Origin of the sequence: Nonomuraea sp. NPDC050680, from assembly GCF_040654555.1 — a bacterium.
Lineage (GTDB): Bacteria > Actinomycetota > Actinomycetes > Streptosporangiales > Streptosporangiaceae > Nonomuraea.
This window is the reverse complement of record NZ_JBFAIF010000014.1, coordinates 136,480-156,701: the sequence shown is the minus strand read 5'-3', so window position 1 is coordinate 156,701 and position 20,222 is coordinate 136,480. Positions and strand designations below refer to the sequence as shown.

Below are 20,222 nucleotides of genomic sequence, written 5' to 3'. Positions count from 1 at the left end.
GGCACCTGCGCGTCGGTGAGAGGTTCGTCGTCAGCAAGCGGACCACATATTGGCGCTTCGGACATGTCGAAGGCGATGCCAAACGCGAAGGGTGGGTCATGTCCAGCTATCTCTGCCTCAGTGGCTAGGGGCAGTCTCGGCATCAGAGGGCTCGCAACACCGCAGCCGGTCAATGCCACCTTGGAGCGTCAGATACTGCAGGGCTGCGACACTGGCCACCGCCCACGACTCGGATGACCCACTCGACGAGAAAGTGAGGTTTCCCCGAGGCGAGGACGCCCCTGACAATGGATCTTGTTCCATAGAGGGGAGCTTTCGGGTGGCACGACCGTCGAAGTTCGGCGATGAGTTCAAGCGGGACGCGGTGAGGTTGGTGCGTACGACGGGCCGGGCCTGTGCCGATGTGGCGCGGGAGCTCGGGATGACCCGCGAGACCCTGCGCACCTGGGTGCGAGAGGCCGAGAGCTACGGCGCCGCTGGCGGCCGGGTCGTCATGCCGCGTACGACATTGCTCGACGCCGGACATCTCGCCGACCTGTGCGGCAACGTGTTCGGCGCCATGGAGTACGACCAAGCCGCCAGCGAGGAGGCCCTGCGGGAAGGGGCGATGCGTTACCGCTCAGCGTCTGTCCGAGAAGTCATGGACGCTGCCACCAGCACGAGCCCGATCTCTACGCGGTGGTCGCGGGGGACCTGGTCCATGCAACCGAGACGGCGACCACCGTCCGAAAGGGCGCGACCTGGCCGTGTACCACCATGGGGGTGCCGGGGGGTGTCCAGTCGTCTAGCGTTGATCGAGGTCAGGCGGCGCCTCTCCGTGCTACGGCCAGTACGCGGCAGATGTGATCGGTCGCTGTGGTGAGATCGGCGACCTCGACGATCGGTTCGCCCCACGACCACCAAAACAGCCATTGGCCTTCCTGTGGCGCGGCGGAGATCACCTCGGACAGGGTGGTGGCTTCGGGGTTGATCACACGCAGGCGCGGTAGCTGTTCGTCCTGGGTGGGCAGGCGTGCATGCAAGCAGAGGTTCTGCAGCCGTTCCTGCAGATTGGTGAGGTGGGTGGCGGCATGCGCAGCCATGGCGGGGGTGATGGGTCCGGGCATGGTGGACTCCGAGGGAAGACGGATGGTGGGGAGGGGCTGCTCGCCTTTGCGGGGATGGCGGGGCTGCGGGCGTTACGAGCAGGGTCGGTTGCGGCTGGGAAACGCCACGCGGTAGAGCGACCGCAGGATCGCCGTGGCGAAGCCGACCAACAGGGCTACGAGAACAGCCAGGACATCGGCTTGACCACAATGGCAGAGGCCAGCAGCGCGAAGGCGATGTAGCCGGCGGCCAACAGCACAGCCAGCATGCTGATCATCTGAAGCAGCCGGTTAGACGGAGGCGCGGAAGAGCTCTTCGAGCTGTGCCGGGGTAGGGCAGAGGTCGAGGTGGCACCACACGCTACGGTGCCCGTTCACCGGTAGTCGGTGGCTTCCCCACCGTCCGCGCGACAGGCTCTCCACGATCGCCAGTCCTCGCCCCTGTTCCGCGTACAGGTTCGACGCCTGCATCGGGATGCGCGAGGGCGTTGAGCAGGCCAATCCTGGATCGGTCACCACCAGTCGGAGGAAGTCCAGTCCCTGGGACAGTTTGAGCTCGATCCAGTCGATGTCGCCGGCATGCGTGACGGCATTGGTGATCAGCTCAGATGTCGCCAAGATCAAGATCTCCTGGGCGGGATGCGCAACTCCTGCCCAGGCGGCGACCGCCTTCCGCGCCTGATACGGGGTCCGGTCATTGCACTCCAGTTGGATAACGCCGAGCTCCTGAAGTTCGGTCTGTGCGGGTACCTCGATCACTGAATTCGCCTCGCTATTTCTGGATCGTCTGACATGTCCTTTGTGTGAAGAATGTGAGCGCCGTTGTGCACGCCCGTTCGTTTTTTCGTGCGGCGACGTGCTACGTCGAACTGTTCCAAAGAGACGATCCCAGAAACCCGCTGCTCATAGGGGGTAAGGCAAAGCACTTCCCAGGCACGAACCAGGTGTGCTATTACACATGACGCGTGCATTTGTTGTGTGCAATCGGGAAGGAGAATCTCGGTCTTGCATAACATTGATCCGGAACCCGCTTTGAAGGGGCCGAGGGTAGAGTTCGGCACTCATCTCCGCGAATACCGCATCGCTGCAAGGAAGCGGCAAAAGGAAGTCGCCGCGATGCTCGGCTGGTCGGTATCGAAGATCAGCATGGTCGAACGGGGACAACGTCCGGCCGACGAAGACTTCGCCCGCGCCGCCGACACCGCGCTGAGCGCGGATGGCGGGCTGCTGTCGCGCTGGCGCGAGACGGTCGAACACGCATCACGCTGGCCCGTCTGGCTGGCTCGGCTGGTGGAGATCGAGCAGCAGGCGGACACACTCCGGCTGTGGCAGCCGCTGATCGTGCCTGGCATGCTGCAAACGCCGGAGTACGCGCGAGCCATCTTCCGCGGCAAGCCCGCCACCACCCCTGATGAGGTCGAGCGGAATGTTACGGCGCGTCTGGAACGCCAGCATGTTCTTCAGCGGGACAACGGGCCTACGGTATGGGTAATAGTGGACGAAGTGGTTCTTAGTCGGCCTATCGGCAGCGAGGCGGTAATGGCTGAGCAGATGGCGCATCTGGCCGCATTGGACGAGTGTCCTCGCATCAACGTCCGTGTGCTTCCGCGTAACTCCTGGTTGACCACCGGGCTGCAAGGCGCTTTCGTTCTCGCCAGTGGGCCAGGGATGCCGGACATGGCTTACCTGGAGTCGATCACGCTGAGCCAGATCACCGCTGACAGTGAGCGAGTCCGTGAGATCAAGTCGAGGTACGAGATGTTGCACAACGAGGCCCTGCCTCGACGGGCTTCACTCCAGTTGATCAGGGAGATGGCAGAGCAATGGACGACGTGACCGCAGAACTACTGGAGAGCGCAGCGTGGCGTAAGGCGACTCGCTCCGGCGAGGCCGGCGACTGCATCGAAGTTGCTCCCCTGGGCGACGGCCAAGTGGGCTTGCGCGACTCCGAGCATCCTGAGAAGGCCCCCTACGTCTTCTCGCCTTCGGTCTGGGCGGCGTTCATCGACGGCGTCAAGAAGGGTGAATTCAACTTTTGAAATGTCGATGGCGGCGTCCCTGTCTTGCCCACCAGGTCCCCGTCAGTCGTCGCTGCGCTTTTTAGGGGAGTAGACCTGACCGGCGGGCGGGGGAGTCACGCGTATCTTGCTTCCCCAGCCGGTGAAGCGGGTCTCAATGGTGAACACATCGTCTCCCGCCAGAGTCACTCCCAAGATCTCTGTCGCCGGAAAGGTGGTGAGCAGTCGCTGCGGCAGGTTGTCGGGGCCGAGGGTGAGTTCGTAGTCCAGCGCGCCGTCGTTGTCCTTGAGCAAGCTGGCGGCCCGATACCACGGAGACACCTGCCAGAGCCGGGCCTTGCTGATGCTGCCCTTGTAGGTTCGGCCCGTCTTCTGGCCGCCCTTGATGAGGGCCTGGAGGGTCGCGGGCTCGGCCGGGTTCGGCTGCTGGCAGTAGATCGAGCTGGAGCCGCCGGGCATCGGCGCCCTGACCTTGAGCCAGCTCTTGCCCTTGGGGAGGGGCTTCGGCATCTCGCCCTTAACATAGCTGATCTTGCCGATGCTGATCGTATGCTCGTCGGCCAGCGAGATGCCGATGGTCTTGAAGACCGGGCCGTTATGTTGGGTGTAATCGGCGTTGATGTCCGCGGCCAGGATGTCGCCCATTCCGCCCTTGACCGGCTTGCCGTACTGCATGACCCCCGTACGCCGCAGAAAAGCGGTCTTGCCGGCCAGTTCCACGAACGACATGACGTCGGTGAACTTCACCCCCTTGCCCACGGCCATCTGGCTCTTCAGGGCCTTGACCGGGTCGGCGGGAGCGGCGGCCTGGGCCGGGGTCGCGGCGGCACTGGCCAGGATGACGGCGCCGACGAGGCCGGCGATGTAGCGCTTCAACGGGTTCCTCCTCGACAGGATGGACGGGAGGAGCCTGCCATGCCTTGATCACGGCAGGACGTACGGCTGGGCACAAGATCGTCTCCGGCCGCCGCTGACCAGCCCGGGATCCGCCGGTGATCTCGATACTGCTCGCGCACGTTTCTTGTACTGACCGATTTACATACCTCCCTGACCGGATCCGATCAATATGATGCTCCGATCTTGTCAGGTCGATCCGTCTGGTCAATAGTTGCGGCAAAGCAGTCAAATTCGATCCGCTGCACGATCGAACGTGACTAAGGAGCCGCCCAGTGCGACCAAGCCCTTCCCTGCGTCTCGTAGCCGCCGCGATCACCGCGGCCGCCACGTTAGGCATCGCCCCCGCCCCGGCGGAGGCGATGCCCGACAGCAACCGGATCAAGGCGGTGACCTCAGGAAACGCCCGCTTCGAAGTGCTCTCCCCAACCCTGATAAGGACCGAGTACGCGGGCGACGCCAAATTCCTCGACACTCCGACCTTCAACGCCGTCGGGCGCGGCGCCTTTCCGGCAACGTCCTTCACATCGAGTACGTCGAACGGCTGGCTCACCATCAGGACGAGCGCCCTCACCCTGCGCTACCAGGTCGGTTCGGGCCCGTTCACCCCGCAGAACCTCTCGGTCAGCCTGAAGACCACGACCGCCGCCCCATGGCAACAACTGACCTGCCCCGCCGGAGCCCTGTGCGAGGCCGAGGACCTCTCGTACGGCGGGCTGGCCATCGCCACCGACCACTCCGGCTTCACCGGCGCGGGTTTCCTGGCAGGCTTCGAGGGCACGGGCAACTCGCTGTCCGCGGACGTGAACGCGACCACGTCAGGGCAGTACCAGTTCGCCATCCGCTACGCCAACGCCGTCGGCGGCGACGGCCAGCACACGCCGCGCACGCTCACCCTGTCGGTGGACGGGGGCACCGGCCAGACGGTGACCCTGCCGGTGACCGCGAACTGGGACACCTGGGCCATCGCCACAACCGGAGTGCAGCTCGCCGCGGGCCGGCACATGATCACGCTGACCCGCACACCCGCCGACTCCGGCAACGTCAACATCGACAGCCTCGCGCTGCTGCCACCGGGCGCCGGATATCCGCCGCCGTCGGCCAGAGCCACCGTGCCCTGCGCGTACGGCACGAGCTGCGAGGCCGAGGCGGGCGGGCTCGCCGGTACGGCCAAGGTGCTGCAGGACCACGCCGGCTACGCGGGCAGAGGTTTCGTCGCCGAACTCAACCAGGGCGCCGGCCTGGCCACCCGCCTGGTGGGCGTGCCCGCCGACGGCGCGTACACGCTGCACATCCGCTACGCCAACGGCGTCGGCGCCGACGGCCTGCACCAGACGCGAACGGCCACCATCACAACAGGCGGCGCCACGCAGCAGATGACCTTCCCGACCACCGCCAACTGGGACACCTGGGCGACGGCCGCCATCCCGATCGCGCTCAAGTCCGGCACGAACGACATCACCCTCACCTGCCCCGGCGCCGCCGGCTGCCGCGTCAACGCGGACACGCTCGCGGTGACCCCCACAGGCACGGCCGCCCCGCCGCCCCACCTCCCGCTCGGCGGCTACCGCCGCAGCCTCGACAACGTGAACGGTGACAACGGCACCCCGCCGACCACTCCGGGCCTGCTGCACAAGGACGGCTGGTACCTGCTCGACGACACCCCCTCCGCCCTGTACGACCCCGCCACCGGGAAGGTCGCCCAACGGCCCGGCGGCAGGGCGTACCAGGACGGTTACTTCTTCGGTTACGGCCACGACTACAAGCGCGCCCTGTCGGACCTGTCCACCCTGACCGGGCCGCCGGCGCTGCTTCCCCGCTGGGCGTACGGCGTGTGGTACTCCGAGTACATCGACCGCACCGCGGCCGACTACCAGAACACGATCCTGCCCAGGTTCCGCTCCGAGGGCGTCCCGCTGGACGTCCTGGTCACCGACACCGACTTCAAGTCGCCCAACACCTGGAGCGGCTGGCAGATCGACCGGGCGAAGTTCCCCGACCCGAAGGCGTTCTTCGACTGGTCGGCCGCTCAGGGCCTGCACAACACGCTCAACGTCCATCCCAGCATCGTCGGCGACGACCCCCAGTTCGCCCAGGCGCAGGTCACGGCCAAGGGCAAACTTCGCAAGGGCGGCTGCGCCGGGTCCGCGGGCGCGAACTGCTACACCTTCGACTGGGGCGACCCCGACCAGCTCAAGGCGTACATGGACCTGCACAAGACCATGGATCAGCAGGGCAACGACTTCTGGTGGCTCGACTGGTGCTGCGACGCCTCGCAGTCCTCGCTGCCCGGCGTGACCCCTGACGCCTGGATCCACCAGCAGTACGCCGCGGCCAACGGCGGCTTCGTGCTCTCCCGCGCCTTCGGCTCCCTCCAGACAGGCTCGTACGCCGGCCGCTCGGGTCTGCCCACCGGCCCGTGGGCCGACAAGCGCACCACTGTCCACTTCACCGGCGACACGTCCTCCACCTGGGGAACCCTCCGGGCGGAGGTCGGCTACACGCCCGGCGAATCCGCCACCACCGGCATGTCGTCCATCAGCCACGACATCGGCGGCCACAACGACACCACGGGCCTGCAGGGCTCGGAGACCTACATCGACAACGGGCAGACCAGGCGGACCAGCAAGCTGCCCGACGACCTGTACGCCCGGTGGGTCCAGTTCGGCACCTTCCAACCCATCGACCGCCTGCACAGCAACCACGGCGACCGGCTGCCCTGGCAGTACGGGACCGCGGCGAGGGACTCGGCGAAGAAGTTCCTCAATCTGAGGGAGAACCTGGTCCCATACACCTACATGCTGGCCCAGGAGGCCAACGCCACCGGCGTCCCGATCGTCCGCCCGACATACCTGGAATATCCCGACGAGGAGAACGCCTACACCACCGCCGCCAGCCAGTACTTCTACGGCCCCGACCTCCTGGTCGCGCCCGTGACCACGCCCGGCGCCACGGCCACGACCTCGGTGTGGTTCCCGCCCGGGCAGTGGACCGACTACTTCACCGGCCAGACCTACACCGGCGGCACCACCCGGAACATCACCACCGGCCTCGACACGATGCCCGTGTTCGTCAAGGCCGGGGGCATCCTGCCGACCAGGACCGCCGACGTCGCCAACAACGTCCAGAACCCCCTGGACAAGGTCACCCTGAACATCGCCTCGGGGGCCTCCGGCTCGTACACGCTGTACGACAAGACCACGATCCGATACTCGGAGTCAGGAGGGCGGCGGATCGTGAAGATCAGCGGCAAGGCGCACCAATGGACGCTCAACTTCCTGAACGCCGCACCTCCCACGGACTTGCCCGCCGACGCGTACCGCTATGACAGCGCCACCCGCACCCTGACCGTCAAGCTCCCCGAACACACCACTCGGCTCAGCTTCACCTCCGGCTGACACCCGACGGCCCACCAGGGCCCGGACCTCCGACTGATACCCGAGGCCCCGTCGGGGCGGGGCCTCACACCTCGGCGCCCTTCCAGGGAATGCCCTTGATGCAGATCGGTTCGGCCATGCTGGCATAGATCGATGCCCTGTCCGCGTCCTTGCTTGGCGAGATCGCGAGGAGGACAGGTGGATCCAGGATTTGAGGCGGACTTCCGGGAGTTCGTCATCGATCGATCAGGAGCGCTGTTCCGTACCGCGTACCTGCTGACCGGTGACCGGCACGCCGCTGAGGACTTGGTCCAGTCGGCGCTGGCGAAGACCGCCGTGAAGTGGCGCGGCCTGCGCGACACCGCGGCCATCGAGGGCTACGTCCGCCGCGCCATGTACCACGAGCAGGTGAGCTGGTGGCGGCGCCGTTCCCGCATCGCGGAAGTCTCCACCGGATGGCTGCCCGAACAGATCGGCGATGGGCACGCCGAGATGGTGGATCTTCGCCTGATGATGCGCGCGGCTCTTGCCCGGCTGACACCCCGGCAGCGGACCATGCTCGTGCTGCGCTACTTCGAAGACCTGTCCGAGACCGAGATCGCGCGGCTGCTCGGTGTCAGGGTCGGGTCGGTGCGCAGCCAGATTTACCGATCGTTGGAGCGCCTGAAGAAGGCCGCACCTGAACTGAGCACCGTGAGGGAGTTCGGATGAACATCGAGGATCTGCTGCGTGAGACCCTCTCCGACATGGCCCACGAGGAGCAGCCACCCCCACCGGGCCGGTTCCTCCAGGTCAACCGGGGTCGATCCCGTCGGCGCGGCCTCGCACTGGCGGCGGCGACGGCCGTAGCCGTGATGGCGGTCGGATCCACGATCGTGGTCCAGGGGCTGTCCTCCGTCTCCCAGGACGTCGCCGGACAGGGCTCTGGCGAGACGCTTGTGGAGACGAAACGGGGACAGACCACCCTGGCCGTGAGAGAAGGACTACGGCTCTCACAGATCTTGGAGCAACTGTCGACCGCCACTGGCAGACCGCTGGTGGAGTTCGAGCGGGCAGCCAAGGACAGCAGAGCGCTCGGCCTTCCGGGCTACGCCAAGGGCGCGCTGGAAGGATTCGCCTTTCCCGGGACCTACGAGGTCTCGCCCACGTCGAGCCCCGCCGAGATCCTCGCCGCGATGGTGACACGCTTCAATCGCGCCGCCGAGGAGAGCAACCTGGTGAAGGGTGCCAGGCGGGTCGGCCGTACGCCACTGGAGATCCTGACCATCGCCAGCATCGTCCAGGCCGAGTCGAGCGACAAGCGCGCCATGCCCAAGATCGCGCGGGTCATCGAGAACCGGCTGAAGCACAGGCCCGAGATGGAGCTGCGGATGGACAGCACGGTCCTGTACGGCCTGAACAAGTTCGGCGCCAGCGCCTCGACCGAGGAGCTCAAGAGCCGGTCGCGGTACAACACCTATACGCGCCTCGGCCTGCCGCCTGGTCCCATCTGCAACCCGGGCGCCGACGCCATCGAGGCCGCCCTGAAGCCGGCCGCCGGGCCGTGGCTGTACTTCGTGACGGTCGATCCGAAGACGGGCGCCACGAAGTTCGCCGGCTCCCCATCCGAGTACGACAAGCTGGTCGAGGAATACCGCAAGAACCTCAGGACCGGCTGATGGAGCGGCGCGCCGCGATCCTCGGTTCACCGATCGGAGAAGATCAGCAGGAGGCATTCTGGACCGAGCTCGGCGGCTCGGCCACCATGAGGAGATGACGGGGAGTGGATCAGCGCAACCGCCGACGGCGGGCGGAGGAGCAGGCTCGCGCCTGAACTGGACGGCAGTGAGCGGTCTGGCGGGTGTGATCGCCGCCGTGGTCGCGCTGGTCGCGTACCTGATGCCACCGGCCCCGCCTCCCCAGCCCCAGCCCCAGCCCGACACGGTAGCCCCCAGTACGGACCCGCAGTCATCGTCACCAGATCCGGTCACCACCCGGCCTGCACGGCGGACCCCGAGGCCATCGCGTGAGTCCAGCACGCCCCCACCACCGAGCCCCACGCCGGCGGCCCCGGTTTCCTCCCCACTGCTGCCGCCGGTCCGGCCCGGCGGCTGCGACGATGCGGCGGCGGCGCTGACCGCATACCGCCGCAACGCCGGGACCGTCCGCAGCAGCCAGGCGGCCGCGGCTCAGCAGACGTACCGCGAGCTGATGGGCGCGGTCCTCGACGCGGAAGGAGTGGTGCAGGCGAAGATCAGTCGGCTGGCTCAAGAATTCCAGGAACTGAACTTCCGCTTGACCGGCATGGTCGGCAGCGACCCCAACCAGGTGATCGCGGATATCAATACAGACGTCGCGGAGCTCAACAGGCTGTGCGGGTCCCCCTGACCTGACGACACGTCACAGCCCAGACCGGCGCTCGGCGGTCGTCGGTGGCCAGGTCGTCGAGCACCGCGCCCTCGCCGGAGAAGCCGCGCCAGCGCTCGGTCACTGCGCGGTACCACACGATCGGGTGGGGCGGCGGACCAGGAGGGGGCGGGGCCAGTCGGGATCGTGGGTCACGAAGCTCCTTGAGAGTGGGTCACGAAGCTCCTTGAGAGTGGGTCACGAAAGCTCCTTGAGAGTGGGTCACGAAAGCTCCTCCAGAAGGGTCAGCACGGTCACCGAGTGCGGCGCGATCTCCCACGCCCCGCCGCTCGCCTCGACCTCGCCCAGATCCCGCACGGCGATCGTGTCCTGGGCGCCGAGCGTGTTGACCGCGCCGAGACCGGGGACGTCGCCGCCGACGGTGCGCACCCGCGCGCGGGCGGGGGTGGCGCCGGAGCTGCCGTCGAGGACGACCCGCACGCGGATGGTCTCGTCGCGGTGCCGGTTGACGACGGCCACCCGCACAGAGCCGTCGTCGGCGCGGGTGGCCGACACGTCGATGTACGGGACGGTCATGGGCGCGGTGACCAGCCGGCCGTCAGGGCCCCAGCTGTCGCCGAGCCGGACCGCGGCCGTCCTGGCCGGGCCGTCCACCTCCGACGGCAGCACGGTCCTGCCGGTGTGGTGCCGGTAGAGGTGCCAGACGTGGTAGATCGCCGAGCGTAGGGCGCCACCGGGGCGGGCGACCACCAGGCCGTTGGCGTTGACCAGGTTGACCGGGTTGGCCATGGACACGGGAGCGGGCAGGCCGGCGGAGCGGTGGACGGCGTGGAACACTCCGGCGCAGAAGACCAGGTCGGCGACCGTGCGGGGACTCCACCGGTTCACCCGTACCCGGCGGCCTGGACCGTCGCCCGCCTCGGGCAGCTCGCGGTCGGCGAGGCCGCCGTCGTCGCCGGGCAGCGGCTGCGGCCAGTCCTCGGGTTCGAGGTGGCGCATGGTCCACTCGTCGAGCGCGAGCGCGGGCGGGCGCTCCAGGCCCACCTCGGCGGCGAGTTCGGTGACGAGCTGGGAGTAGGCGTGGATCTCCCGCTCGAAGTAGAGCGCCTGGGCCACGACGGCGTCGTAGTCGTCGCCGGTCCACAGGTGGGTGCTGGCGCCGTACAGGTGCAGGGACAGGTAGTCCAGCAGTTTGCCCGCGCCGGCCAGCAGCGGGCGCGTCCACTGCTCCTGCTGCCAGGGGATGCCGACGCCGACCAGGCGGATCTCGGGGTCGACCAGGCGCATGAACCGGGCGTGCTCGAGAGCGGCGGCGGCGTACTCCTCGGCTGTGCGGTGGCCCATCTGCCACGGGCCGTAGACCTCGTTGCCCACGCCCCAGTAGCGCACCTTCCACGGCTCGGCCCGTCCGTTCTCGGCGCGGCGGCCGGTGAGCGTGGTCGCGCGGGCGGAGTTGGTGTACTCGACCCAGCGCACCGCCTCGTCCACGTTCCGGCAGGAGTGCACCAGGTACGGCTCCGCGCCCGCCGCCTCACACCAGGCCAGGAACTCGTCGGTGCCGAAGCGGTTGGACTCCTGCCCACCCCAGGCCAGCTCCAGCCGGCTCGGCCGGGTCTCGCGCGGGCCGATGCCGTCCTCCCAGTGGTAGGCCGAGGTGAAGTTCCCCCCGGGCCAGCGGATGGGACCCGGCCCCAGCTCCCGTACCAGTTCCAGCACGTCGGCGCGCGTCCCGCGGAGCAGGCCGGGCTCGGCGACGGACAGCGGTGAGCCCTCGTCGAACACGCCGCCCTCGATGTTGCCGAAGAACGCCGATTCCAGGAAATGTCCGTAGACGTCGTCGTCGATCCGGCCCGCCGGGCGGCGGGTGTCGATCGTCACGAGTGCCTCACGGCCGTGGACAGACATATGGCTCAAAACTCCATTCCGGTCACTGCTTCACCGCTCCCGCGATGCTGTCGACGAACTTCCGCTGAAGGACGACGAACACGGCGATCACCGGGATCAGCGAGATCACGGCGGCCGCGGCCATCCCCGACCAGTCCGTTTCCCGCTCGCCCATGAAGACCGTCATGCCCACGGCCAGCGTCCGCAGGTCGGGGTCGCTGAGCGTGAACACCAGCGGAAGCAGGTAGACGTTCCAGGCGAACAGGTACGTGAGGATGACCACCGTGGCGGTGATCGGCCAGGCCAGCGGGAGCATCACCCGGAAGAAGACGGTGAAGTGACCCGCGCCGTCCAGGCGGGCGCACTCCTCCAGTTCGTTCGGCAGCTTCCTGAAGAACCCGGCGTACAGGAGGGTCGAGGCGATCTGCCCGCCCGCGCCCAGGCCGAGTATCACGCCGGCGTGGGTGTTGAGCAGCCCGAGCTGGTCGGTGAGCTGGGTGATCGGAATGATCGTGTAGCCCTCGGGCAGGAAGAACGTGACCAGGAACAGGCCGATGACGACCTTCTTGCCGGCGAAGTCGTAGCGGCCCAGCACGTAGCCCGCCAGGGCGCTGCGCACGACGACGAGCACCACCGTTCCGATGGTGACGACGAGGGTGTTGACGAAGTATCTGGCGAAGCCGACCTCGGTCCAGGCGCGGGTGTAGTTCTCCCAGACCGGCTCCTCGGGCAGCAGGCCGAGCCCCGAGCCGAAGATCTCGGGCGAGGTCTTGAGCGACGCCGAGACCAGCCAGACGAACGGGTAGACCCACAGGGCGCCGAGCACGAGCAGCAGGACGGCGGTCACCACCTGCCCGGCACTCAGCCGGGAACGCGCGATCATGCCGAGCCCATCCGGTTCCTGGCCCAGCGCATGCCCAGCGCCTGGGCGATAGCCAGGACCATGGTGAGCAGGCCGAACAGCACCGCCGCCGCCGAGGCGTACCCGAGCTGGGGGACGGTGGCCTGGAACGCCGTGCGGAAGATGAAGATCTCGATCACCTCGGAAGAGAAGGACGGGCCCCCGCCGGTGAGGGTCTGCATCAGGTCGAAGACGTTGAGCGCCGCCACGGTGTCGATCAACGTGATGATCACCAGGAACGGCACCAGCAGCGGCAGCGTGACGCGCCGGAACTCCGCCCAGGGACCCGCGCCGTCGATCATCGCGGCCTCGTGGACGCCCGGCGGGATCGTCTGCAGCGCGGCCAGCCAGTAGATGAGGGTGATGCCCAGCCACTTCCACACCCAGACGGCGATCCCGGCGTAGAGCGAGGTGCCGGCGTCGGCGGCGAAGTTCGCCGGTGAGTCGATCAGGCCCGCCCAGACCAGCGACACGCTCACCGGGCCACTGGCGTCCAGCAGCAGCGTGAACACGATGCCGACGATGGCGCCGGTGGTGACGACCGGCAGGAAGAACAGCGTGCGGAAGAAGCCCTTGAACGGCGTCTTCCTCCGGTTGAGCACGATCGCCAGCGCGAGCGCCAGCCCGACCCGCAGCGGCACGGCGATCACGAGGAAGACGATCGAGTTCCAGAACGCGTTCCAGAACAGCTCGTCCTCGATCAGCCGCGCGAAGTTCTCGACGCCGATGAACGTCCCGGCGTCGGCGAAGCCCGGCCAGTCGAGGAAGCCGAACCACCACGACGCCAGCAGGGGGTAGATGGTGTACGCGCCGTACCCGACGAGGGTCGGCAGCAGGAAGAGGTAGATCCACCAGTCCTTGCGCAGGCGCCCCAGCCGTCCGGGCCGGGGACGCGCGGAGGTCTGCCCGTGGGTTGTCGTCATGGCGCTCCTGTCCGGCCGCCCCTCAGCGGCCGGCGTAGTCCTGCTGCTCGTAGTCCTTCTTGCGGTCCCAGTTGGCGAAGACCCAGGCGTCGAGGCCGACCTGGACCCCCTTCTTCTCCTTGACCGCCTTGATGGCGCGCTCGCGCTCGGCGCTGAGCTGGTCCTTGTAGCGCCGCAGCTGGCCGCCCACGTCGGAGTTGGAGCCGGTCAGCACCGACTGGACGATGTCGCCGAGGTCGGGATGGATGTCGCGCATCTCGGCCAGCACCTGCCACACGCCCGGCGTGCCGACCTCGGGCACCGGACCGATGCGCACGTCGTCCTGGAAGTTGGCCACGCACTTCCGGTAGGCGGGGTGCACCTCCGCCTCCTTCACCACCTCGGCCAGCGCGGGCGGCTGGTCCATGGCGGCGGCCAGCTTGAGCTGGAACTCCTTGGTGGTCATCCGCAGCAGCACCTCGGCCGCGGCCTTGGCCTTCTTCGACTGGCTCGACACCCAGAACGTGCCGGGCATCGGAGGGCTGTAGACGAGGTTCCTGGTGGTCTCGGGGCACGGGATGTGCCACACGCCGACCCCGCGCTCGACCGCCTCGGGCTCGTCCACGCGCAGGCCGCCGACGAACCACGCGCCCCACGGGTAGATGGCCGCCTGCCCGGCGGCCCAGCGGGCGCGGGCGTCGCGGGGCCCCATCGACGCCGACGCCGGGTGGACGACCTTGTCCTTCTGCAGCGAGACGAGGAATTCGACGGCGTCGATGTACGGCTGGGAGTCGTGGACGTACTCGCCCGTCGCCCAGTCGACGGCGCCGGGCCCGGGGGCGCCCGCGGTCATGGCGAGCCGGTGCACCAGCGTCGCCAGGTACGCGGGGTCCTTGAGCGGGATCACCATCCCGTACGCGCCCGCGGCGTTCCCCTTGGTCACGCGGCGGGCGACGGCGCGCAGGTCGTCCCAGGTGGCAGGCTCGTCCTCCGGGTCAACCTTGGCCTCCTTGAGCAGCGCCGTGTTGAACCACGGCACCGCCTCGTGATTCCGGCCGGAGAACGGCGCGAAGGAGTAGACCTCGCCGTCGAAGCGGTGGATGCCGTCGTAGAGCTGACCGGCGACCGGGCTGCCGGCGAAGTCGGCCAGCTTGCCGACCGGCTGGAACCAGCCCTCGCTGACCAGGGCGGCCGGGGAGACGTTGCCCAGCCCCGCCAGCGAGTGCACGTCCGGCATCTGGTTGCTGCGCCGGGCCACCTGCAGCGCCTGGCCCAGGTCGGTCACGTCCATCTGGCGACGTTCGATCGTGACGCCGGGGTGGCCCTGCTCGTAGGGGGTGAAGAGGTCGCTCTCCAGCATCTTGGTCAGCGGCCTGAACTGGTCCCACCACTGCAGCGCGTCACCCGCGGCCTGGCTCCGGCGGCTCATCTGCCCGCCGCCGGTGCACGCGGTCAGCGCCGCGGCCAGTACGGCGGCGCTCGTGCCACCGAGGAACTGGCGGCGGCTGACGCCTGCCACGCCGGGCGGGATTCCAGGGATTCGGCGATGCGACCCCATGGCGACTCCTCTTCGTCGTCGGCTCGGTCACGATCCCGCCCAGCCCTGAAAGTTCAGGACTCCCCGTGAAGCGGATCCATGTTTGCGCAAACCTATGGCTGACCTCTATCAACGTCAAGGTCATGACAGTTAGGTTGTTAAAAGACCAGTTCAGAGGCCCTAACCTCCCTTGCGACATGTTTGCGGAAACACGCATGACACATCCGCAAGCGGCGACGGAGGACATCGATGTACGCTGTACGCCGCTGCTACGAGGAAGGGAGAGCGCCCCGCGTGGCTCGACTACCAGGCACGGGATCGTCCGGCGGCCCGTCGATGGCGGACGTCGCCAACCTCGCCGGTGTCTCAGGCCAGACCGTGTCGCGGGTCGTGAACGGCAACGACCGGGTGACCGCCGCCACCCGGCTCAAGGTCGAGACGGCCATGAGACAGCTCGGCTACCGCACCAACATCGCCGCGCGGGCGCTGGCCACCGGCCGGTTCCGCACGATCGGCGTCGTCATGTTCAACCTCAGCGCCGTGCTCAACGTCCGCATCCTCGAGGCCGTCGTGACCGGCGCCCAGACCCGCGGCTACTCCGTGAGCGTCGCGATGGTCGACGGCCCGACCGAGAAGGACATCCGCGCCGCCGTCCGCGGTCTCACCGACCGCGCGGTGGACGGCGTGATCGTGATCGAGGCCCGGGTGCTCGACACCCCGCACCTGCAGCTTCCCGAGGAGGTGCCGGTGGTGATCGCCGACAGCAGGGCGGCGCACCGGCACCCCACGTTCGGCATGGACGAGGCCGCCGGCGCCCGCGCCGCCGTGGACCACCTGCTCGGGCTCGGCCACGCCACCGTCCACCACGTGGCCGGGCCGACCGACTCGATCCCGGCGCAGCGGCGCCGGGCCGCGTGGCAGCGGCTGCTGAAGCGGTCGGGCCGCGCCGTCCCGCCGCCCGTCGTCGGCGACTGGTCCCCGCAGTCGGGGTACGACGCCGCCCGCCGCCTGCTGGCCGGCGACGACGTGACCGCCGTCTTCGCAGCCAACGACCAGATGGCCGTGGGCGTCCTGCGGGCGGCGGCCGAGCTGGGCCGCAGGGTGCCGGAGGAGCTGAGCGTCGTCGGCTTCGACGACCTCGACTTCACGCCGTTCCTCTCCCCGCCGCTGACGACCGTGCGCCAGGACCTCGCCGCGGTCGGCCGCCGCTGCCTCGAGCAGCTGATCGCGCGGATCGAGGCCCCGCAGGGGGCCGAGGCGTCCGCTTCCGCCAGCCGGTTCGTGCTGCCGGAGCTGGTGGTGCGGGCCTCCACGGCGCCGCCGCGCCGCTGACCTCGTCGCTGACCTCTTCGCTGACCTCACCGCTGCTCACCGCTGATCTCACCGCTGATCTCACCGCTGGCCTCACCGCCACCGCTCGTTGACAGGCCAGTTGAGTTAGCGCAAACATGAATGCGGCCAGCCGAACCACGCGTCGGCCTCCCCTCCGAGAAAGCAGGTCCCATGCTGCGCCGACTGTCGACCATCGCCATGACCGCCGTTCTCGCCCTCTCGACCCTCACCCAGGCCGCAGTCGCGGAAGGAGCCGAATCCGTGGCCCGCGACAAGCCGCGCGCCCTCGCGTACGGCGCTCTGGGAGCCAACTTCAACGAGAACCTCGACACCCTCGACTATCGGGAACTGCGCGAGGCCCACGCGCGGTGGGTCCGCGGGTTCTTCCCCATGCCCCAAACCGACCAGGGCGACCCCGCCGCGCACGTCTCGATCAGCACCATCACCAAGGCGGCCGCGCGCGGCTACGACACCGTGCTCAGCCTGAAGTTCCCCTACAACGCGGCGTCCTTCCCCGCGCTGGGCAGCGCCAAGATGGCCGCGGAGCTGGCCCGGCTGGACAAGGTACTGCCAGCGGTGATGGGCAAGGTGGACATCCTCGCGATCGGCAACGAGCCCTTCATCGAGAGCCTGCCCGCCGAGCGTGACCAGCGGCTCAACACCTTCTACGAGACCGTCGCCCGGCACGTGATCGACTACCGGCGCGAGCGGTGCGGCGCGGACTGCGGCACCGCGCTCTACATGGGCGCACTGAACCGGCTCGACCTGGCCGACCGCCGCACGCCGGCGGCCGAGCGCTGGATGACCTTCGTGCGCGAGACGCCGGAGATCGAGGGCGTGGACATCCACCCGCACATCCCCTCGCCGGCGGCCGCGAAGCCGTTCCTGGACTACATCCTGCCGAGGATGCGTCCCGGCCAGACGTTCCTGGTCACCGAGTTCTCCATCGTCTGGTACTGGCAGCAGCACCTTAAGGACCCGATCCCGGCCACGTTCGCCCAGAAGTACGGTTTCCCCTCCGGCACCCTGGTCTGGCAGGTCATCAAGGCCGCCATCGACAAGCCGTTCACCGAGCGGAAGTGGGACGACTTCCTGAACAGCAGCCCGTGGTTCACCGCCCAGGCGGGCTTCCTTCGCGACCAGATGAAGCTGTACCGGGGCACCGGGCGACTGGCGGTCGCCACGTACGGCTTCAAGCAGGACGACCCGATGGTCACGAACTTCGGCCCCGACAAGACCCCGTGGCTGCTCAACAGCGTGTACGCCACCAAGGTCGTGCGGCCCCGCGGCGAACTTTCGGGACGCGGCTACTGGCTCGACGCCTTCCGCGCGCTGCAGCAGCCCTGACCAGGCCGCGCCGGCCTTCGCGAACCGGCGGCGGCCGGCGCGGCTCAGTGCCTCAACCGCATCGCGTCCAGAAGCACCTCGCCGGAGGATGTCAGTTTTGTCCACAACGGTGTCCTGCGCTTTTTCACCAGTCATTTTTCCGGGTTATTGACGACATATAAATGACTAGGCACACTCTCCGCAGGCTGCGCCGGACGGACCGCTCAGCAGCAGCAGCGAGCGCGGCAGGCGCTGACGTGGAGGACGTGACTGATGACTGATTCCAACAAAAGATTGACCGTCGACCGACGGTCCCTGCTGGCGGGCGCCGCCGGCCTGCTGGGAACGGCGGCGCTGCCCGCGACCGCCGCGCAGGCGAACACCTCCATGAAGCGATACCCGTCGAACTGGCCCGACCTTGAGCCCTACGGCCTCGCCGACACCCGGCTCGACCTGTGGCCGCGCGAGGACAACTCCTTCATCCTCCCGCTGGAACTCCGCCCCCGTGACAAGGAGCTCGGCCGGGTCTGGATGCGCGACACCTACGTCAACTGCTTCGTTGTGCGGGGTCGCCCCGTCTACGTCGCCACCGGCACCACCCGGGCGACCGGGATCGCGGGCGCCGCCCCGTGGAACGACGGCGTCTTCATGTGGACCTCCCCATCCCTGCGCGGGCCGTGGAAGCTGGTCGACACCACGGGCATCCGCCCCGGCGCCGAGAAGGGCAAGGTCTGGTCGCCCGAGTTCGTCGACGAGAACCGGCCCGGACGCATGGTGGTCGCTCCGTGGCAGGAGTACTGGCACGACGACCAGTTCGGCAAGCGTGGCGATGTCTGGGCGCCGGAGGTGCACTACTTCCGCGACAAGTGGTACATCGTCGCCTGCATGGGCGACCACTCGCACAAGGTCGGCTCGTTCATGCTCGTGAGCGAGGGCGGGCCCGAAGGCCCGTACCGGCTCGTCCAGGGCAACTACGACAAGCCCTTCGGCGACCCCGTGATCGGCGGACCCAGCTTCATCCTGCCCGGCGCCTACCACCACATCGACGGCAGCCTCTACACCGAGGGCGATGACGCCTGGCTGGTGCTGCACAACAACCTGTACGCGAAGTTCCGGGACGACATGGAGGACATCGTCCCGACCACCGACCTCCCGCAGTTCCAGCAGAGGCCCTACGCGCCCGAGCCGTATCTCGAAGGCGCGTACGTGTTCAAGTACGGCGGCAAGTACTTCCTGCTCCAGGCCGCCTGGAACCGGACCTCGACCAATGCCGACGGCAGCACCCGGTACGCCTACGACCCGCCCGGCACCGGTCGCGCGCAGTACCACTACGACGCGGTCGTCGCCGTCTCGGACACCTTCGAGGGACCGTACTCGAAGCGGTGGACCGTGGGTGTCGGCGCCGGCCACAACAACTTCTTCGTGGATCACGGCGGCCAGCTGTGGGCGACGTTCTTCCGCAATCCCAGATTCGGTTACTGGGCCGACCCGTCACGCGTCGCCGACACGGCGGTTCCCGGGATCGTGCGGGTGGAATGGACGGGACCGAAGGGCAACCGCCTGTACGTCCAGCGCCGTAACCACTGACCTGTCCCCCGTGAGAGCTACCGGCGAATGTCCTCTGTGCGGTGACGATTTCGCACCCGCCGACTCCATAACGTTACGGCGTGGCACGGCACCTCGGCCACCTTCCCGATTTCGCATGGAGGACATCATGCCCCGCAAGCTCAAGGCAGCCGTTGTGGCCGCACTGTGCATCACCGTGGTCGGTGCGGGAGTCACCGGCTGTGACGACGACTCGATGGACAACTGGGACCCACTCGCCGCCACGACCCACAAAGCCGATGCCGGCCGGATCTCTGGCACCAAGAAGATCAATGTCGCGGGCCGGTCGGTGAACGTGTCCTGTTCGGGCGACCCGGCGAAGGGCAAGCCCGTCATCATGCTGATGCACGGAGGAGGTGACGGGCTGGACAAGATGGCCGCTCTCCAGAAGACGCTGAGCAAGAAGAACCAGGTCTGTAGCTACGACCGGCTCGGCGCGGGCGCCAGCGACCGACCGGATGGCCCTCAGGACTTCTCCAGCATCGGGAAGATCCTTACCGGTGTGCTGGACCGTGTCGCCGGTGACGGCCCGGTCGTCCTGGCGGGGCACTCGCTGGGCGGACTGATCGCCGCCAGATACGCCCCCGACCATCAGGACAGGGTCAAAGGGCTGGTCTTGATGGACGCCACGCCACCCACGATGGTGCACGACATCACGAAGGCGATTCCCGAGTCCGCCAAGGGTCCGGCCGCCGAGGTGCGCGCGCAGAACCTCGCGATATTCCAGGGACAGAACCCGGAGAAACTCGTCATCCCCGATGGAAAGGCCCGGTCCGCCGGAAACATCCCGGTGGAGGTGATCCAGCACGGCAAGCAGTACCTCGCGGCCATCCCCACCTACGGGCCGCGCCTAGAGCAGGCGTGGTCCGCTGGACAGCGCAAGTGGCTCGCGCTGTCCAGCGGCAGCAAGCTGAGCACGGCCACCGACAGCGGCCACTACATCTACGTCGACCAGCCTGACGTCGCCGTCCAGGCCATCCAGCGCGTCACCTCGGCTGCGGAAGACAGCCCCTGA

Annotated in this window: 18 protein-coding genes; 11 read left to right on the top strand and 7 right to left on the bottom strand. The window is 68.1% G+C overall.

Translation table 11 applies throughout. The features are described from left to right. The first annotated feature begins 172 nt into the window (after window positions 1–172). Window positions 173–862, top strand: coding sequence for a transposase (locus AB0H88_RS35710; RefSeq protein WP_357652373.1), 690 nt, complete (start codon window positions 173–175; stop codon window positions 860–862). Here AB0H88_RS35710 and AB0H88_RS35705 read toward each other — a convergent pair. Continuing rightward, a complete protein-coding gene (locus AB0H88_RS35705) occupies window positions 801–1,106 on the bottom strand; it encodes a hypothetical protein (RefSeq protein ID WP_357652371.1) in 306 nt (101 codons plus the stop codon). The two genes, AB0H88_RS35710 and AB0H88_RS35705, sit on opposite strands and share 62 nt — an antisense overlap. 270 nt (window positions 1,107–1,376) lie before the next feature. After that, on the bottom strand, window positions 1,377–1,844 hold the full coding sequence (locus AB0H88_RS35700; protein ID WP_357652369.1) for an ATP-binding protein: 468 nt from the start codon (window positions 1,842–1,844) through the stop codon (window positions 1,377–1,379). A 246-nt stretch (window positions 1,845–2,090) separates the two neighbouring features. Between AB0H88_RS35700 and AB0H88_RS35695 the strand changes: the two genes are divergently transcribed. After that, window positions 2,091–2,921 carry a helix-turn-helix transcriptional regulator gene (locus tag AB0H88_RS35695; protein WP_357652367.1) on the top strand — a complete coding sequence of 277 codons (831 nt, stop codon included), beginning with the start codon at window positions 2,091–2,093 and terminating at the stop codon, window positions 2,919–2,921. Then, window positions 2,909–3,124: a DUF397 domain-containing protein gene (locus tag AB0H88_RS35690; RefSeq protein ID WP_357652365.1), complete on the top strand. Its 216-nt coding sequence runs from the start codon at window positions 2,909–2,911 to the stop codon at window positions 3,122–3,124. Before AB0H88_RS35695 ends, AB0H88_RS35690 begins: the two co-directional genes overlap by 13 nt. Before the next feature lie 42 nt (window positions 3,125–3,166). Here the strand turns inward: AB0H88_RS35690 and AB0H88_RS35685 are convergent, their stop codons facing one another. Continuing rightward, window positions 3,167–3,979, bottom strand: coding sequence for a hypothetical protein (locus tag AB0H88_RS35685; protein ID WP_357652363.1), 813 nt, complete (start codon window positions 3,977–3,979; stop codon window positions 3,167–3,169). Window positions 3,980–4,272: 293 nt separating this feature from the next. On the opposite strand from AB0H88_RS35685, the gene AB0H88_RS35680 reads away from it, so the two are divergent. The 4 genes from AB0H88_RS35680 (at window position 4,273) to AB0H88_RS35665 (ending at window position 9,741) form a co-directional block, all read left to right on the top strand. Beyond that, complete coding sequence (locus tag AB0H88_RS35680; RefSeq protein WP_357652361.1) at window positions 4,273–7,395, top strand: TIM-barrel domain-containing protein; 3,123 nt, start codon at window positions 4,273–4,275, stop codon at window positions 7,393–7,395. Window positions 7,396–7,572: 177 nt separating this feature from the next. After that, window positions 7,573–8,085, top strand: coding sequence for a SigE family RNA polymerase sigma factor (locus AB0H88_RS35675; protein ID WP_357652359.1), 513 nt, complete (start codon window positions 7,573–7,575; stop codon window positions 8,083–8,085). Beyond that, a complete protein-coding gene (gene mltG, locus AB0H88_RS35670; RefSeq protein ID WP_357652357.1) occupies window positions 8,082–9,032 on the top strand; it encodes an endolytic transglycosylase MltG in 951 nt (316 codons plus the stop codon). Before AB0H88_RS35675 ends, mltG begins: the two co-directional genes overlap by 4 nt. 166 nt (window positions 9,033–9,198) lie before the next feature. Beyond that, the gene (locus AB0H88_RS35665; protein ID WP_357652355.1) at window positions 9,199–9,741 is read left to right on the top strand and encodes a hypothetical protein; all 543 of its coding nucleotides are present in this window, start codon (window positions 9,199–9,201) and stop codon (window positions 9,739–9,741) included. A gap of 240 nt (window positions 9,742–9,981) precedes the next feature. On the opposite strand, the gene AB0H88_RS35660 is transcribed toward AB0H88_RS35665, so the two are convergent. From AB0H88_RS35660 to AB0H88_RS35645, 4 genes are read right to left on the bottom strand one after another with little or no spacing between them, the layout of a single operon-like run. Further along, the gene (locus tag AB0H88_RS35660) at window positions 9,982–11,625 is read right to left on the bottom strand and encodes an alpha-L-arabinofuranosidase C-terminal domain-containing protein (protein ID WP_357652353.1); all 1,644 of its coding nucleotides are present in this window, start codon (window positions 11,623–11,625) and stop codon (window positions 9,982–9,984) included. 22 nt (window positions 11,626–11,647) lie between these two features. Further along, window positions 11,648–12,487, bottom strand: a complete 840-nt coding sequence (locus AB0H88_RS35655; protein WP_357652351.1) for a carbohydrate ABC transporter permease — start codon at window positions 12,485–12,487, stop codon at window positions 11,648–11,650. Continuing rightward, a complete protein-coding gene (locus AB0H88_RS35650; protein ID WP_357652350.1) occupies window positions 12,484–13,428 on the bottom strand; it encodes a sugar ABC transporter permease in 945 nt (314 codons plus the stop codon). Before AB0H88_RS35650 ends, AB0H88_RS35655 begins: the two co-directional genes overlap by 4 nt. 22 nt (window positions 13,429–13,450) lie before the next feature. Next, complete coding sequence (locus AB0H88_RS35645) at window positions 13,451–14,965, bottom strand: extracellular solute-binding protein (RefSeq protein ID WP_357652348.1); 1,515 nt, start codon at window positions 14,963–14,965, stop codon at window positions 13,451–13,453. A gap of 273 nt (window positions 14,966–15,238) precedes the next feature. On the opposite strand from AB0H88_RS35645, the gene AB0H88_RS35640 reads away from it, so the two are divergent. The 4 genes from AB0H88_RS35640 to AB0H88_RS35625 all read left to right on the top strand — a co-directional run bounded on the left by AB0H88_RS35640 (window position 15,239) and on the right by AB0H88_RS35625 (window position 20,222). Next, window positions 15,239–16,276, top strand: a complete 1,038-nt coding sequence (locus AB0H88_RS35640) for a LacI family DNA-binding transcriptional regulator (protein ID WP_357652346.1) — start codon at window positions 15,239–15,241, stop codon at window positions 16,274–16,276. A 171-nt stretch (window positions 16,277–16,447) separates the two neighbouring features. Next, a complete protein-coding gene (locus AB0H88_RS35635) occupies window positions 16,448–17,623 on the top strand; it encodes a hypothetical protein (RefSeq protein ID WP_357652344.1) in 1,176 nt (391 codons plus the stop codon). 252 nt (window positions 17,624–17,875) lie between these two features. Continuing rightward, on the top strand, window positions 17,876–19,189 hold the full coding sequence (locus AB0H88_RS35630) for a family 43 glycosylhydrolase (RefSeq protein WP_357652342.1): 1,314 nt from the start codon (window positions 17,876–17,878) through the stop codon (window positions 19,187–19,189). Between the two features lie 127 nt (window positions 19,190–19,316). Next, on the top strand, window positions 19,317–20,222 hold the full coding sequence (locus tag AB0H88_RS35625; protein WP_357652341.1) for an alpha/beta hydrolase: 906 nt from the start codon (window positions 19,317–19,319) through the stop codon (window positions 20,220–20,222).